The organism is Haloglomus halophilum, from assembly GCF_024298885.1.
Classification (GTDB): domain Archaea; phylum Halobacteriota; class Halobacteria; order Halobacteriales; family Haloarculaceae; genus Haloglomus; species Haloglomus halophilum.
The window spans coordinates 2660031-2673607 of the sequence record NZ_CP101166.1 but is presented as its reverse complement, the minus strand read 5'-3'; the positions used below and the strand labels follow the sequence as shown (position 1 = coordinate 2673607).

Annotated in this window: 12 protein-coding genes; 5 read left to right on the top strand and 7 right to left on the bottom strand. The window is 68.7% G+C overall.

The window, feature by feature from the left end; genetic code table 11:
* The first annotated feature begins 17 nt into the window (after window positions 1-17).
* From NL114_RS12940 to NL114_RS12930, 3 genes are all read left to right on the top strand, one after another.
* A complete protein-coding gene (locus tag NL114_RS12940; RefSeq protein WP_254821336.1) occupies window positions 18-854 on the top strand; it encodes a CAP domain-containing protein in 837 nt (278 codons plus the stop codon).
* Window positions 855-970: 116 nt separating this feature from the next.
* On the top strand, window positions 971-1231 hold the full coding sequence (locus NL114_RS12935; protein WP_254821335.1) for a hypothetical protein: 261 nt from the start codon (window positions 971-973) through the stop codon (window positions 1229-1231).
* Between the two features lie 216 nt (window positions 1232-1447).
* The gene (locus NL114_RS12930; RefSeq protein ID WP_254821334.1) at window positions 1448-1669 is read left to right on the top strand and encodes a DUF7385 family protein; all 222 of its coding nucleotides are present in this window, start codon (window positions 1448-1450) and stop codon (window positions 1667-1669) included.
* On the opposite strand, the gene NL114_RS12925 is transcribed toward NL114_RS12930, so the two are convergent.
* From NL114_RS12925 to NL114_RS12895, 7 genes are all read right to left on the bottom strand, one after another.
* A complete protein-coding gene (locus NL114_RS12925) occupies window positions 1653-2324 on the bottom strand; it encodes an HAD family hydrolase (protein ID WP_254821333.1) in 672 nt (223 codons plus the stop codon). The genes NL114_RS12930 and NL114_RS12925 overlap by 17 nt on opposite strands.
* Window positions 2325-2427: 103 nt before the next feature.
* The gene (gene lwrS / locus NL114_RS12920; RefSeq protein WP_254821332.1) at window positions 2428-2838 is read right to left on the bottom strand and encodes an LWR-salt protein; all 411 of its coding nucleotides are present in this window, start codon (window positions 2836-2838) and stop codon (window positions 2428-2430) included.
* A gap of 1 nt (window position 2839) precedes the next feature.
* Window positions 2840-3118, bottom strand: coding sequence for a 4a-hydroxytetrahydrobiopterin dehydratase (locus tag NL114_RS12915; RefSeq protein WP_254821331.1), 279 nt, complete (start codon window positions 3116-3118; stop codon window positions 2840-2842).
* Between the two features lie 70 nt (window positions 3119-3188).
* Window positions 3189-4046, bottom strand: coding sequence for a COX15/CtaA family protein (locus NL114_RS12910; RefSeq protein ID WP_254821330.1), 858 nt, complete (start codon window positions 4044-4046; stop codon window positions 3189-3191).
* A 163-nt stretch (window positions 4047-4209) separates the two neighbouring features.
* Complete coding sequence (locus tag NL114_RS12905; RefSeq protein ID WP_254821329.1) at window positions 4210-7710, bottom strand: DUF7282 domain-containing protein; 3501 nt, start codon at window positions 7708-7710, stop codon at window positions 4210-4212.
* Window positions 7711-8047: 337 nt separating this feature from the next.
* On the bottom strand, window positions 8048-9178 hold the full coding sequence (locus NL114_RS12900) for an asparagine synthase C-terminal domain-containing protein (protein WP_254824713.1): 1131 nt from the start codon (window positions 9176-9178) through the stop codon (window positions 8048-8050).
* 20 nt (window positions 9179-9198) lie between these two features.
* Window positions 9199-9882, bottom strand: a complete 684-nt coding sequence (locus tag NL114_RS12895) for a PHP domain-containing protein (RefSeq protein ID WP_254821328.1) — start codon at window positions 9880-9882, stop codon at window positions 9199-9201.
* Between NL114_RS12895 and purL the strand changes: the two genes are divergently transcribed.
* Window positions 9832-12204, top strand: coding sequence for a phosphoribosylformylglycinamidine synthase subunit PurL (purL, locus tag NL114_RS12890; RefSeq protein WP_350355373.1), 2373 nt, complete (start codon window positions 9832-9834; stop codon window positions 12202-12204). The two genes, NL114_RS12895 and purL, sit on opposite strands and share 51 nt — an antisense overlap.
* A 727-nt stretch (window positions 12205-12931) precedes the next feature.
* A complete protein-coding gene (locus NL114_RS12885; protein WP_254821326.1) occupies window positions 12932-13546 on the top strand; it encodes a DUF7097 family protein in 615 nt (204 codons plus the stop codon).
* Window positions 13547-13577: the final 31 nt, after the last annotated feature.

Genomic DNA, 13577 nt, shown 5'->3' with positions numbered 1-13577 from the left:
TATCGGGAACCAACGACATGGCGAACAAGATCGCGCTGCTCCTGCTGGGGGGAATCGTCGTCACGGCGACGAGCGCGGGGGCCGCCATCGGCGTCTACCTCGGCGACGGTGGGCCGTTACTCGGGGGAAACAACGACGGCGGGGACGGCAGCGCGGCGCCGACAGCGACGCTGACTGCCACCGCCACGGCGACCACGGCCCCGGCCACGGACGCGGACGCGGGTGGCGGTAACGGTGACAGTGACGGCGGTGGTGGTGGAACCGCGACCGAGGAACCGGGGAGCGCCGGCACGACACCACCGCCGACATCGACTGCGACGCCGCCGACCGCGACACCAGAGCCGGACGCGACGGCGACACCGGGACCGGTCCGCCCCGACTCGTTCAACGAGACGAAGGTTCGGCTGCTGGTCGTCGAGGAGATCAACGACCGGCGCGTCGAGCGCGGGCTGGAGAGACTCCGGTCCGACGAGGTGCTGACCCGGATGGCCGGGAACCACAGCCGCCGGATGAGCGGGCAGGGCTACGTCTCCCACGCCGCGGGGGGCTACACGACCGCGGAACGTTACCGTCGGAATGGTCTAGACCAGCGGTGTGGAATCCTCGATTCCGAGCGCAACACCGTCCGGGAGGATCGGGAGATCGAGGCGCTCGACAAGGTCTCGGCCGGCGGCGAGTTCGACAACCGGACGAACCGGAACGAGCGCGAGATCGCGGTCGACGCCGTCGAGAACTGGTTCGCGACCGACTCCGAGCGCCGGAAGCTCACCTACGAGAACGCCGGGCAACTCGGCGTCGGCGTCCACGTCAGCGGGAGCAACCGGGCGTACCTCACCGTCGACCTCTGTTCCTGACGACCCGTTTGTGCCGTCGACATCCGCTGTTTCGGTGGGTTCTGCCCGAGACGAGTGCGTCGGCTGGCTCCCACCCCGATACTGTTAAGTGATAGCACGACCCACATATTGGCGCTATGCCCCCGCAGAGCCACCCGGCGGACGAACGCATCCTCGAGTTCTTCGGGGACAACCCACCCGAGTACGTCCCTATCGTGGCCAACCGGCTGGGGATCCACGTCCGATACGCGGAGCGACGGGTGGAACGTCTGGTCGACCAGGGACTCCTCGCGCCGGTGAGCAACGAGGTGATCTACACGACGACCGACGCCGGTGAGCAGGTCATCGCCGGCGAGGCGACCATCGGCGCCGCGATGGAGGCGGCTCTGGACGACTAACTTTCAAGTATCGTTCCGGCGAGACGGACCGCATGGACGCCGCAGACCGCTTCATGCTCATCGGACTCCTCCTCATCGCAGTCGCGATCGGCGCCGGCATCGTCGCCGCACTGGCGGGGTTCTGAGCGGCTTCGAGCGGGTCGGGAGCGTCGACGCGAGCGTGACCCGTGGAACCGGATGGGTCGAATTTAAGCAGTCGGCGCTGTAGCCGTCGGTATGGACGAGTTCGACGAAATCGTCTCCTCGTGTACGCCCCGCGAGACCGGCGCCGTCGACATCTACCAGAACACGGTCGGGCTGGCGTGCCCGTCCTGTGACAAGCCGTTCGACGACCTCATCGTCTCGAAGGAGTTCACCCGCCTCAACCTCTCCCGGCAGATGGACATCTGCGCGTCGGTCCACGAGGGGAACCCGGTCCTGTTCACCCACCGGAAGTAGCGTCGGGCTCCCCGCTCGTTCCGGGGGCGAGTGCGTCGAGGCTCCGGAGCCGCCGGTCCCCCAGTACACAGCAGCCGCGCCGCTCGTGTCCATGGCGCTCGACGTGAACCCCCTCCAGCCCGGCGTTCCATGCCGCGCCCACGTCCGAGGGGTTGTCGCCGACCAGTGGCCCCGCGGGGTCCCGTCCGACAGCGAGATCGGCGAGCGCCAGCTCGACCGGTCCGGCGTCGGGTTTCCAGCCCGTCTCCTCGTCACAGCAGACGACCGTGTCGAACCAGTCACGCAGGTCCAGCCGGTCGAGCACGGGCTCGGTGAGGTAGGACTGGCAGTGGGTCACCAGCCCGACCGGCTCGTCGAGCGCACCGACCCACGCGGCGTCGTCGTAGCAGAACGCGGCCTCGGCGCGGGCGATAGGATCCTCGACCTCGTGGAACGTCTCCCAGAACGCCTCGACGTCGACGCCACGCTCGGCCAGCACGTCGTTCGCGCCCGCGCCGAACCCGTGCCAGATGGCCTCGGCCTCGGTGGGGCCGAACTCGTGGCCGAGCCGGTCGCCGACCTCGCCGAGCGTCTCGTGGATGTACGACGGCTCGACGTCGACCAGCGTCCCGTCGAGGTCGAACAACCAGACATCGTAGTCCGCGGCGTGGCTCATCCGGACACAGGTAGCCGGTCGGCGGACAAGTACCTGCTGACCACGCATCGGCCGATGGGGGCAGCCACGGTCGGCGCGTTCGGCGTGTTCGGCCGCGAGCGCCCTACTCCCGGACGTGGATGGAGGACCCGAGGTACTTGTGCAGGACCTCGTCGACATCGTCGGCACGGAAGAGCGAGAGGTCCGCCGCGATGGCCTCACGCAGCGCCGACAGATACGCCTCGTCGGTCCGGAGTTCGCGGAAGGCGACCGAGATCACCTCGACCCCGAGTGCCTCACTCGCCAGGTCGCACAGGTGTGCCTCGTCGTTCGCCTCGCCCCGCCAGCAGTTGTCGCGGAAGAACAGCCAGCCCGCCTCGCCCGGCGGGTCGGCCCGTCGCTCCAGCGTCGTCTCGAACGTCTCCGGTGCGACGGTCACACCTTCGGCCGGCTCCAGCCGGAACGTGACACGGAAGACGTACGCCGCGTCCCCGGGGACCTCCGCGGCCCCGTCGTCTCGGGGCTTGTCGGCCATCTCAGTCGGCGAGCTCGTTCAGCCGCTCGGCGAGGTCGATGTCCTTCGTCGTGACGCCCCCCTCCTCGTGGCTGGTCAACTCGACGGTCACCTCGCGCCACTCGACGGTCAGCGTCGGATGGTGGAACGCCTCCTCGGCGAGTCCGCCCGCGCCCGAGGCGAAGCCGACGCCCTCGAGGTAGGAGTCGAACTCGTAGGTCCGCTCGATCCGGTCGCCCTCGTGGCTCCAGCCGTCGGGGAGCTGCGCGTCGATCTCATCGTCGGACAGGAGGTCTGCCATGGCCGTGGCCACGACCGGCGGGCGGATAAGACTACGGCCAGTCCGGGCGCTCGACCAACACGCCGGTGCCTCAGTCGTCGCTCCGGCTACCGCGCTCGGCGCCCGACAGCTCACGCGAGCGGCCGGTCGCCAGCAGGTTGGTGTGGGCGGCGGCGAACGACAGGTAGAACGCCAGCAGCGTTCCGCCCGTCATCGCCAGTTGCGCATCCGCGCCGAACACCTGCCGACCCAGCACCAACAGTCCGCCGAGGACGAGCGCCGCGAGGCCGGTCGCCAGCGTCATGCGCGGCGCACTGCCCGCCTCGCGACTCCAGACGGTCGCCCAGCAGAGCGCCGCCAGCGCGGCCAGCCCGACGGTGTACAGCGCGACCTGTGCGGTCGCCCCATAGACGAACACGAGCCGGGGCGAGAGGACGAGGAAGGCCGGCAACAGCGCGGCCGCGGCCAGCGTCGCCCGGCGGGCCGCCCCGGTCGACGCGACCTCGCCGTACGACCACCCGGTCGCCAGCGCCACGCCGGCGTAGATGACCGTCGCCGTCGAGAAGTGCGCCGTCAGGATGACCCACTCGTACTCCGTGACGGTCAGGGCACCCAGGACGATCTGTGCGGGCAGCAGGACCGTTGCAACGGAGAGGGCGCCACGGACGCGGCGCGAGAGCCCCGCTCGCCACGCGTGGCCGGTGGCCCCGAGGATGACGAACCCCGTCACCATCGCGACGAGCCGGTGGAACCACTCGATGAAGCTCATCCAGTCGGCCGGGAACAGGCCGAACACCGCACCGTCACACAGCGGCCACCGCTGGGCACACGTCAGCCCGGCACCCGCCGCCGCCGTGTACACGCCCAGCAGCATCAGAATCCCCGTGAGCGCGGTCGTCCCCGCGAGGTAATGTCGGAAGGACAGCTCCGACCGGGACGGGAGGTCCATACTCGCGTTCGGGGTGGGATGGACTTAGGCGTCTCCCTTCGGTCCCAGGCACTGGGACCGGACCGGCACGTGGGGACGGAGACAGATGTCTCTCCGTCGTCGTGTGGCGCGCGAAAGAATGGAACCGCGAAGTCAGTTCGAGAACCCGTGAGGGTTCCGTGTGTTAGTCGCGACGACGGAGCGCGATGAGGGCGGCACCGACGAGCGCGATCAGCGAGACAGCCAGGCCGAAGCCGGGCTGACCGTCGCTGCTCGTGGTCGTCGTCTCCTCACCATCGGTCGGCGTCGGCTCGTCGGCCTCGGTCGGCGTCGGAGTCGGCTCGTCGGCCTCGGTCGGCGTCGGAGTCATCTCGCCAGCGAGCGAGATCTGCCCGCTGTCGAGGACGATCTGACCGTCCGCGTTCAGGTACGGACCGTCGTCGTCGCCGTTGGACGAGACGAAGTCGTACGTCTCGTCGCCGTCCGTGTCACGGTGCGGCATGGCGAAGAACTGGCCGCTCTCCTCGACCGGGGTGTCCAGGCTGACGTTGATGTCGGCGCTGGTCCCGCTGTCGAGGTAGGCGGACGTGCCACGCACGGAGCCGAACGGATCGTCGGACACCGTGGCGTCGTGGATGGTCACGAAGCCACCGTCGGGGAGACGCGCGCTCTCGACGAGCACGGAGTCACCGTTGGTGGTCTGGTCGTTGAGGGTGACCGTGGCGACGCGCTCGACCGTGATGGTCGCGGCGTCGACCGTGGCGTTACCCTCGTTGTTCGTGTAGGGGCCGTCGTCGGCGCCCTCACTCGTGACGAAGTCGTAGGTCTCGTCACCGTCGGAGTCCAGGTGCGGCATCGCGTAGTACGTGCCGGACCCGGACGGAGCGATCGGTGAGTCGAGCTCGACCGTGACGTTCTCCGTAGTGCCAGCCTCGAGGTAGCCCGAGGTGCCACGGACGGAGTCGAAGACAGCGCCGTCAGAGACGAGCGTGGAGTCGTGGATCGTCACGAAGCCACCCTCGGAAACGGTGACGCTCGCAACGTTCAGGCTCGTCGCCTGACCCGTGAAGGTCTGGTTGCTGAACGTCGCAGCGCCGACCTGTGCCGAACCGACCTGGCCGGGCGTCTCGGCGTTGTCCTCGAGGTTCTGGTTCTGAACAGTCGCCGTGAAGCTCGTGTTCGAAGCGACGTCCGAGAAGTCGAACTCGCCACCGAAGGTGCCGTCAGGCTGAACCTCGGCGGTGTCCTCCTTCAGGAACGCATTGTTGCCGGTCGTCCGGGCACGGACGGTGAACTCCGTGTGGGGAGCCAGGTTCGTCGTGCCGTTGATGAACTGACCGGACTCGGCATCGACCGTGACGATGCCCTGCTCGTTCGTGTCGAACTCCAGATCGCGCTCCTGGAACTCGAACGTGTCGAAGACGATCTCGGACTCGTCCGAGCTCGGGTCGTCGTCGGCGACGTACGGGTTACCGGTGTAGTCAAACTGCGGCGAGACGACATCACCGTCGCTCTCGGTCTCGGGGACCGTGAACGAGGCGTTGTAGTCATCGCCCGTCTCGAGCGCGTTAGCGTCGGAGTAGTCGTCGGGGTCGAAGACAACGTACAGCGTGTTGTTGTCCTCATCGGGGTAGACGACGGCGTCCTGGATGGGCAGGCTGTCGGGAGCGTCAACGTTCGGCCCGACATCCTCGGGCGTCAGAGCCAGACCGAGGAGACCCTCGACCTGGTCGTCGCCGGAGCCGGCCGCACCGGTCCGACCAGCGTCGAAGAACTGCGCCGCGGAGGCGCTGTCCTGCTCGGCGAGGGCCGACGTGTAGTCGTCGTTGCCGTCGAAGCCGGGGTATCCGAAGATACCCGTAGCGTTCACCTGCAGGACGATGTGGTTACCCTCGGCGACGGTGTCGGACTGCGTGATGGAGTCACGCAGCTCCTCGGCGTCGTCGTAGGTACCCGCGTCACCAGAGGAACTCTGGATGGAGCTCGGGGCCGTGTAGATTGCGGCGCCGTTGGTGCTCCGCTCCTGGAGCGTCAGCACGGCGACGTCGGTCTCCGTGTCGCCCACGAAGGCCGTCACGTCGTAGTCGTAGTCCTCGAGCGGCTCGTTGAGGCTGCTGTCCTGGGGCCGGTTGATAGCGGAGGAGACGATGACGTCGTCCTCCACGTTGAACGTCCGCTCGTTGTTGACGCCGGCCTGGAAGGTGTTGAACGTGAAGTTGACGACACCGTTGTCGTCGTCGTCCTCGAGCGTGACCTCCTGCTCGTAGTTGGCCTCCTCGGTGCCGAAGATGACGGTAACCTGGTCCGTCTCCTCCAGCGAGAGGGAGAACTTCGCGACGTCACCGCGCTCCTCCACAACGGAGCCGGTGATGAAGTTCGCGTCGAGGTCGTCCTCCTCGGTCACCTCGATGGAAGCGGTGTCCTCTGCGGTCGTGTCGACGACATCGATGTCCAGCGTGTAATCGCCGGTGTCGATGCCGGAGAAGCTCACGTCGACGTCCTGGTCGGTGTCGGTCACCTGGAACGTGACGTTGCTACTGCCCTCCAGCTGGAGGTTGTTGATAGTGCCAGCCGACTCAGCGTTGCTGAACATCGACTGGAGGTCGCTCTGGCTGAGGTCGTCAGCGCCGACCTCGACCGTGTACGTGCTGCGGACCGGAGAGTCGAAGTTCAGCGTCTCGGAGTCACCCGAGGAGACGCTGCTGTCATCGAACTCGGTATCGAGCGTCTGGACGACGATTTCGGTCGTCGGGTCGGTGCTCGCCGGCGGTCCGTTCTGACCGGTGGCACCGCCACCACTATTGAACTCGAGGTAGTTACCCTCGCTGTCCGTGATGACGTAGTCGCCCTGCAGGTCGGACGTGTCGATTTCACCAGTACTGGTACCGAGATCCTGTTCGAGCGAACTGGACTCACACTGCTCGGTAGTAGAGTCGTACTCGCACGAGCGCAGCTGGCCGCCTTCGCTAGCCTTGTTGTTCAGGTTGTAGAACAGGTCCTGACCCTGGTAACGGATCACGCGGTCGTCCCACGTGGCGTCGGGGCCGTCGTCGGTCCCGCCGTCGTCGCCACCGTCACCGGCGACGCTCAGGACAGCGGTGCTCTCGCCACCGCTCGAGCTCGGGTTGTAGTCGACGACTGCATCGTAGTCGCCGCCGTTCCGCGGGTTGCGGAACTCGTTGTTCTCGACCACGAGCACGACGAGGTCGCCCTGCTGGACAGTGTTCGAGAAGCTGCTACCCGTAACTTCGAGCGTCTCGAAGCGGTTAGCGTTGTTCTGGTTGCTCCCGCTGACGCTGGAGCCGGTCGTTTCTTCGGGGTTGTCATCTCGGACGAGGGTCGCGAGGTCGGAGCCGGAGTTGGCATCGCCCTTGTACAGTCGAACCTCGACGTCGTCCGACTGGATGTCGCTGGCGAAGCCACCGCCGGTGAAGGCGGAGTCATCCGAGAAGTCGACCTCGATTCCGCTGAACGAGCCGTCAGTCGACTCGATAGCGGTCGAGGCATAGAAGTTGGTCGTTTCGCCCGCTGCATCCGAATTGCCTAGACTGGTGTCTCCCTGCGTTGCTTGCGCATTCGCAGCCGCAGCAGCCGTGCCGGCGAAGGCGACGGTACCTGCGAAGACGGAGAACACCATGAGCGCGGCGAGTGTAAGGCCGCGCAGTTTCTTTCGTGTTCCTGTCATATTTGGTTGGAATCGTTTGCAACCGCACCGCGATCGGCAACAACAGTTTCCACCGCAACCCGGGGCACGCCGGCGCCGTTCGCCTCGTGCACAGACCCGAGCGGGGTACTCCGTGCTGTCACCATGGGTAGGGGTACGGCCAGAACAAGCCGCGGGTATAATAAATGCTTTCTGGTCAAACATGAGGCGCGACACCGCTTCACACGCGCTGTGGGCGCCGGATTCGGCCGGAAAGCATTTACCCGGCTGCTCGCCGGATGGATGACTATCGAACGACGGTCGTCTGCCGGGTGTCGAACGGGGGGCAGACGAGCGGCCAGCGACCCCGCGCGGCGACTCAGTCCGAGCGTGGCGGGGAGCGGATATCCGGGACCCTACCGGCCCGGTCACCGACGAACCGTGCCACGTGTGCCCCCTCGGAGCGTTCGAACCCGGCCTCACGAGCCAGCCGGTCGAGTTCACGGGCAACCCGGCTCCCGTACTGGGCCGCTCGCTTCCCACGGAACGCGACCGGGTCGGGGACGGACGAGCGTGCCGCCCGCCGGAGGGCGACCTTCCGCTCGCCACGCTCGCTCACCAGCAGTCGCTCGGGCAATCCGAGGGCGGCACGGACCACCGCGTCGTGGAGTAGCGGTGCGACGGGTTCGACGCCCGCCGCCCGCAGCGCGAGGACATCCCGCTCCAGCTGGTCGGGCAACCCGGTGACGACCTCGCGGACCGCATCTCGGACGGTACCTGCCGAGAGACGCGGGTCCTCCGGAGCCCGTGCGACCTTGTCGTAGCCGCCGAACAGTTCGTCGGCACCCTGGCCGACCGCCAGTCGTTCGTACCCGTCCTCGCGTGCGCGACGCGCGACGGCGACCAGCGGCACCGCGATGGCCACGTCCATGGCGTTCGTCCGCCCGGTCGCGCGGGCGACGGAGAGGGCGTGCTCGCGGATGGCGGCGTGGTCGAGTTCGACGACGGTGAGCTCGTCCGCACGGCCACAGAGGCGGGCGGCCTCCCGAGCGGCCTCGATATCCGGGCTTCCGGGAACACCCGCGACGTAGAGTGGCGCCCGCGGGAGTCCCGCGGCCACGACGGCCGAGTCGACGCCACCGGAGAACGCGACCGCGAGGTCGTCCCGACCCGACGGCACGGCGGCGACGCTCTCGGCGATGGCGTCCCGAACGTCCGTTACGGCCCGTCGGTCGTCGGTGGCCGGTGGCAGGTCAGGAAGCGACCAGACCCGCTCGTCGCCGTCGGCCGACCGGACCGTGCCCGCAGGGAGCCGGACCGGCGTGTCGAGCGCCGTCGGGTCGGCGCTGACCGTCTCGTGGTCGCCACGCTCGGTGAACAGCGGATAGCGGCCGAGTACGTCCCGGACGGGACGTCCATCGGGGAGCGTCCCCGCGAACCCGTGGGTACCGGGGAGCGGGTCATCCTCGCGGAGCGCTCGCGCCACGAGGTCGGCGTCGGACCCCTGCATCGGCGACGAGTCGAGCGGCATCAGAACGGGGCCAGCATGGCCTGCCTCGCCCGGCGGAGGATGCCGCCGCCGAACTGCCGGAAGCTGACGCGCCAGGGCGTCCGCTTGCCGACGACGGTCGTCCGGCCCTCCCTGACCGCGTCGAGGATGCTGGTCACGTCCTCGTGGGTCGTGTCCACCTCGGTGACGGCCTGGCCGACCATCTCGCTGATATGGGCGTCGCTGCCGGCGGTCATCGGGAGGTCGTGTTCGCGGGCGAAGCGCTCGGCCCGGCGGTTCGAGCGGCCGGTGAGGAGCCGGGAGTTGTACACCTCGATGGCGTCCGCGCTCGCGAGTTGGCCACGCGTGATGTGGGCGGCGACGCCGTGCCGGGACTTCTGGAACGGGTGCGGTACGACCGCGACACCGCCCTGGTCGTGGATGCGGTCGAGCGTCTCGTCGTAGGAGAGTCCGGGCGGGACGGCCTCCTCGACGCCGAGCCCGAGGACGTGGCCGGCCTCGGAGGTGATCTCCATCCCGGGAATCCCCACGAGGTCGTACTCGGAGGCGAGGTCCGCCGCACGCAGTGAGGCATCGATCTCGTCGTGGTCGGTCACGGCGAGCGCGTCCAGTCCGACGGCCTCGGCCTGCCCCAGCAGGAGTTCGACCGGATCATGCCCGTCGTACGAGAGCGACGAGTGGGAGTGGAACTCGACCGACAGCACGCCCAACCGTTCGGGCGACCGGGCCAAAAGCACGCCGGTGTGCCGGCAGCCGTCGAGTGGCGGCGACCGGAGCGGCATCGCCTCGGGGATGGAAAGCGCTTTCCACGGGCACGCCGGACCGCCGATATGCCTCTCGCACCCTCGGACCGCGAACTCGTCATCGACGAGTTGGGCCGGGACCCGACGCCCGCCGAGGAAGCGCTCTTCGAGAACCTCTGGAGCGAGCACTGCGCCTACCGCTCCTCGCGACCGCTGCTCTCGGCCTTCGACTCCGGGGGCCCGCAGGTCGTCGTCGGGCCGGGCGACGACGCCGCCGTCGTCGCGCTCCCCGTCCCCGGCACCGAGGACGACGCCGAGACCCGCTACTCGGACACCTACATCACGATGGGTGTCGAGTCGCACAACCACCCCTCCTACGTCGATCCGTTCGACGGCGCCGCCACCGGCGTCGGCGGCATCGTCCGGGACACGATGTCGATGGGCGCCTACCCCATCGCGCTGGCGGACTCGCTGTACTTCGGCGACTTCGACCGCGAGCACTCGCGCTACCTGTTCGAGGGTGTCGTCGAGGGCATCTCCCACTACGGCAACTGCATCGGTGTCCCCACGGTCTCGGGGTCGGTCGCCTTCCACGACTCGTACGAGGGGAACCCGCTCGTCAACGTCGCCTGCGTCGGCCTGCTGGACGAGGAACGGCTCGTCACGGCCGCCGTGAAGGAGACCGGGAACAAGCTCGTCCTCGTCGGCAACGGGACCGGCCGCGACGGGCTCGGCGGCGCCTCCTTCGCCTCCGAGGACCTCGCCGAGGACGCCGAGACGGAGGACCGGCCCGCGGTCCAGGTGGGCGATCCGTACACGGAGAAGCTGCTCATCGAGGCCAACGAGGAGCTCGTCGAGAACGACCTCGTCCGGGCGGCGCGCGACCTCGGCGCGGCCGGGCTGGGTGGTGCGTCCTCCGAGATGATCGCCAAGGGCGACCTCGGCGCCGAGATCGAACTGGAACGGGTCCACCAGCGCGAGCCGAACATGAACGCGCTGGAGATTCTCCTCGCCGAGTCCCAGGAGCGGATGTGCTACGAGGTCCGGCCCGAGGAGGTCGACGCCGTCCGCGACATCGCCGAGAAGTACGACCTGGGCTGCTCGGTCATCGGCGAGGTGACCGAGGACCGCTACGTCTGCACGTTCGAGGGCGAGACGGTCGTCGACGCGCCCGCGGAGTTCCTGGCGGACGGCGCGCCCATGAACGACCTCGACCACGTCGAGCCCGCCGAGCCGGAGGTGGACCTGCCCGACCCCACGCCCGACCTCCGTGCAGCGTTCGAGGCCGTCGTCGGCTCACCCAACACCGCCTCGAAGGAGTGGGTCTACCGCCAGTACGACCACGAGGTCGGCACGCGGACGGCGCTCCGGCCCGGTGACGACGCGGCGCTCGTTGCAGTGCGTGAGTCGGCGCCCGTCGACGCCGCACCCGGGACCGGCCTCGCGCTCTCGGCCGGCGCGGACCCCAACTGGACCGACGCCGCGCCGTACGACGGCGCCCGGGCCGTCGCCCTGGAGAACGCCACCAACATCGCCGCGAAGGGTGCGTACCCGCTCGCAGCCGTGGACTGCCTCAACGGCGGTAACCCCGAGAAGCCGGACGTGTACGGCGGCTTCCGCGGCATCGTCGACGGCCTCGCCGACGAGTGTGCCGACCTGAACGTGCCGGTCGTCGGCGGCAACGTCTCGCTGTACAACGACTCCGAGGCCGGGCCGGTCCCGCCGACGCCGACGCTGGCGATGGTCGGGACGAAGCCCGGCTACGACGCCCCGCCCGCAGCGTTCGCCGGCGAGGGAACCGTGCTCGTGGTCGGCGACGCCGCGCTCGACGGCGCGGACGTGGCGCTCGGCGGCTCCGAGTACCTCGCACAGCACGGCGGGAGCGATGCCTTCCCCGCGCCGCCCGAGAACGGCACCGAGTTCGTCCGCGCGCTCGCGGGCGTGGCCGACCACGACGCCACCCACGCCGTCCACGACGTGAGCCACGGCGGCCTCGCGGTGTCACTGGCCGAGATGGTGACCGCCGACGCGGGCGCCGACGTGGACCTCGGCGACGGGGACGCCGCACACCTGCTGTTCAACGAGCGAGTGGGCCGCGCCGTCGTCGAGACGACCGACCCCGAGGCCGTTCGCGAGGCGTTCGACGGCGTCGCGCCCGTCCACGAGGTCGGCGCGAGTACGAGCGACGGGTCGCTGGATATCGATGTTGGCGGGGCGTCGCTGTCCGCAGGTGTCGAGGAGATTCGGGAACTACGGGCGATTATCGACCGCGAACTGGCCTGATATATCGATTAAGTATTTTTCTATAGTCTTATCCACAAGTTATTTCTCTTACTCCGAATCTCGAGGAGATTCTATGCTATGGAGAACAATCTACGAAGCCCTCGCGCGCTCAGGGGGCCGCGTTCCGGAAGACGGTCCGGGCATGCGGCGCCTTCGGCGCCGTTCCGGGCTGCGACTTCCGTCGTTCGGCCTCCGGCCTCACCCTCGCTGCGCTCCTCACTCGCGCCTGCGGCGCTCGTTGCGGTGCTTGCGTCGCCGGGGCCCCGCTGAGCGCACTCGCCCTTCGATTCCACCAGGGGGTTGAATGGTCAATGGGCGATGCGTCCCTGCCCTTCCCCAGGTCGCGCGGGTTCGCAGGCGAACTGCTCACCACGCGCTCCCGGCCCGTGGACTGTGGAAGCCCTCGACCCCTGTCAGTCGAGCGGGCGCGCGCTGGCGGCTGTGCCCGTCAGGGCCAGCCGCCTCTACACTGCGCGAGGGACGAGAAGCGCAGGGAGCGAAGCGACCGAGCATCGCAGGCGGTTGGGGAGGCGTGAGGCCCACGAATCTGACTGACCCACGCACGGTTCTGGTGGAATCGAAGGGCGAGAGCGCGAGGGCTTCGCACCCTGCGTCACTATCGTCGTCGCAGTCACTAACATCAGGGAGCCCATCCCCACACAGCCGCGAGCGAAGATTGAAAGCCGACGCCACCCCAGCGGGGAACCAGAGGCACCCGGATTCCGAGATGAAGACACCCAGCGGAACCTCCGTCGGCGTGGACGACCCGTACGAACACGTCGAGCGCTGCGACCACCTGACCGACGACGGCCGCTGCCGGTACGCCGCCGAGCACGGCCAGCACGACCCCGAGTTCGCGGCCGAGCGCCGCGCCGACGACCTCCGCTGCCCCGCGGCGGACCCGGAGGGCGCGTGGGACTGGGCCGACTGCCCCCACTTCCGCGCCCGCCAGCGCTCGCGCGAGTGCGTCCGTTGCGGGCTCGAGGAGGTCCGACTGGCCAACGCGGAGGCCCGGGACACACGACCACTCCTCGAAGAACATCACCTCTCGTACAGAGAGGGCGACCGGCGGGAGCCCTCGAGCAAGCGAGCGGAGAGGAGCGAAGCGACGAGCCGCGAGCACGAACCCGAGGCCGACATGGCCCACGAGATAACCGTCTACCTCTGTCGCTGGTGTCACGCGAAGGTCCACGGGTCGTGGGCCCGGGTCGACGACGACGCCGCGCCGGACCCGGAGGCCATCGCCGCGAAGGAGGAGCGCCGCACGAAGGAGCAGGCCGAGACGGGCTTCGAGACGGCCGCCGAGCGATTCGACCCCGGTGACACCGACGACAGCGGCTGACTGGGATGTCGCTACGGTGCTTTTCTGAGTG

What these genes read in the sequence shown, in the direction of transcription:
- lwrS (WP_254821332.1), bottom strand. Translation starts at nt 2,838, where the DNA reads ATGGCCGACAAGCCCCGAGACGACGGGGCCGCGGAGGTCCCCGGGGAC.
- NL114_RS12915 (WP_254821331.1), bottom strand. Translation starts at nt 3,118, where the DNA reads ATGGCAGACCTCCTGTCCGACGATGAGATCGACGCGCAGCTCCCCGAC.
- purL (WP_350355373.1), top strand. Translation starts at nt 9,832, where the DNA reads ATGCCCGTCGTACGAGAGCGACGAGTGGGAGTGGAACTCGACCGACAG.
- NL114_RS12940 (WP_254821336.1), top strand. Translation starts at nt 18, where the DNA reads ATGGCGAACAAGATCGCGCTGCTCCTGCTGGGGGGAATCGTCGTCACG.
- NL114_RS12900 (WP_254824713.1), bottom strand. Translation starts at nt 9,178, where the DNA reads ATGCAGGGGTCCGACGCCGACCTCGTGGCGCGAGCGCTCCGCGAGGAT.
- NL114_RS12885 (WP_254821326.1), top strand. Translation starts at nt 12,932, where the DNA reads ATGAAGACACCCAGCGGAACCTCCGTCGGCGTGGACGACCCGTACGAA.
- NL114_RS12905 (WP_254821329.1), bottom strand. Translation starts at nt 7,710, where the DNA reads ATGACAGGAACACGAAAGAAACTGCGCGGCCTTACACTCGCCGCGCTC.
- NL114_RS12910 (WP_254821330.1), bottom strand. Translation starts at nt 4,046, where the DNA reads ATGGACCTCCCGTCCCGGTCGGAGCTGTCCTTCCGACATTACCTCGCG.
- NL114_RS12925 (WP_254821333.1), bottom strand. Translation starts at nt 2,324, where the DNA reads ATGAGCCACGCCGCGGACTACGATGTCTGGTTGTTCGACCTCGACGGG.
- NL114_RS12935 (WP_254821335.1), top strand. Translation starts at nt 971, where the DNA reads ATGCCCCCGCAGAGCCACCCGGCGGACGAACGCATCCTCGAGTTCTTC.
- NL114_RS12930 (WP_254821334.1), top strand. Translation starts at nt 1,448, where the DNA reads ATGGACGAGTTCGACGAAATCGTCTCCTCGTGTACGCCCCGCGAGACC.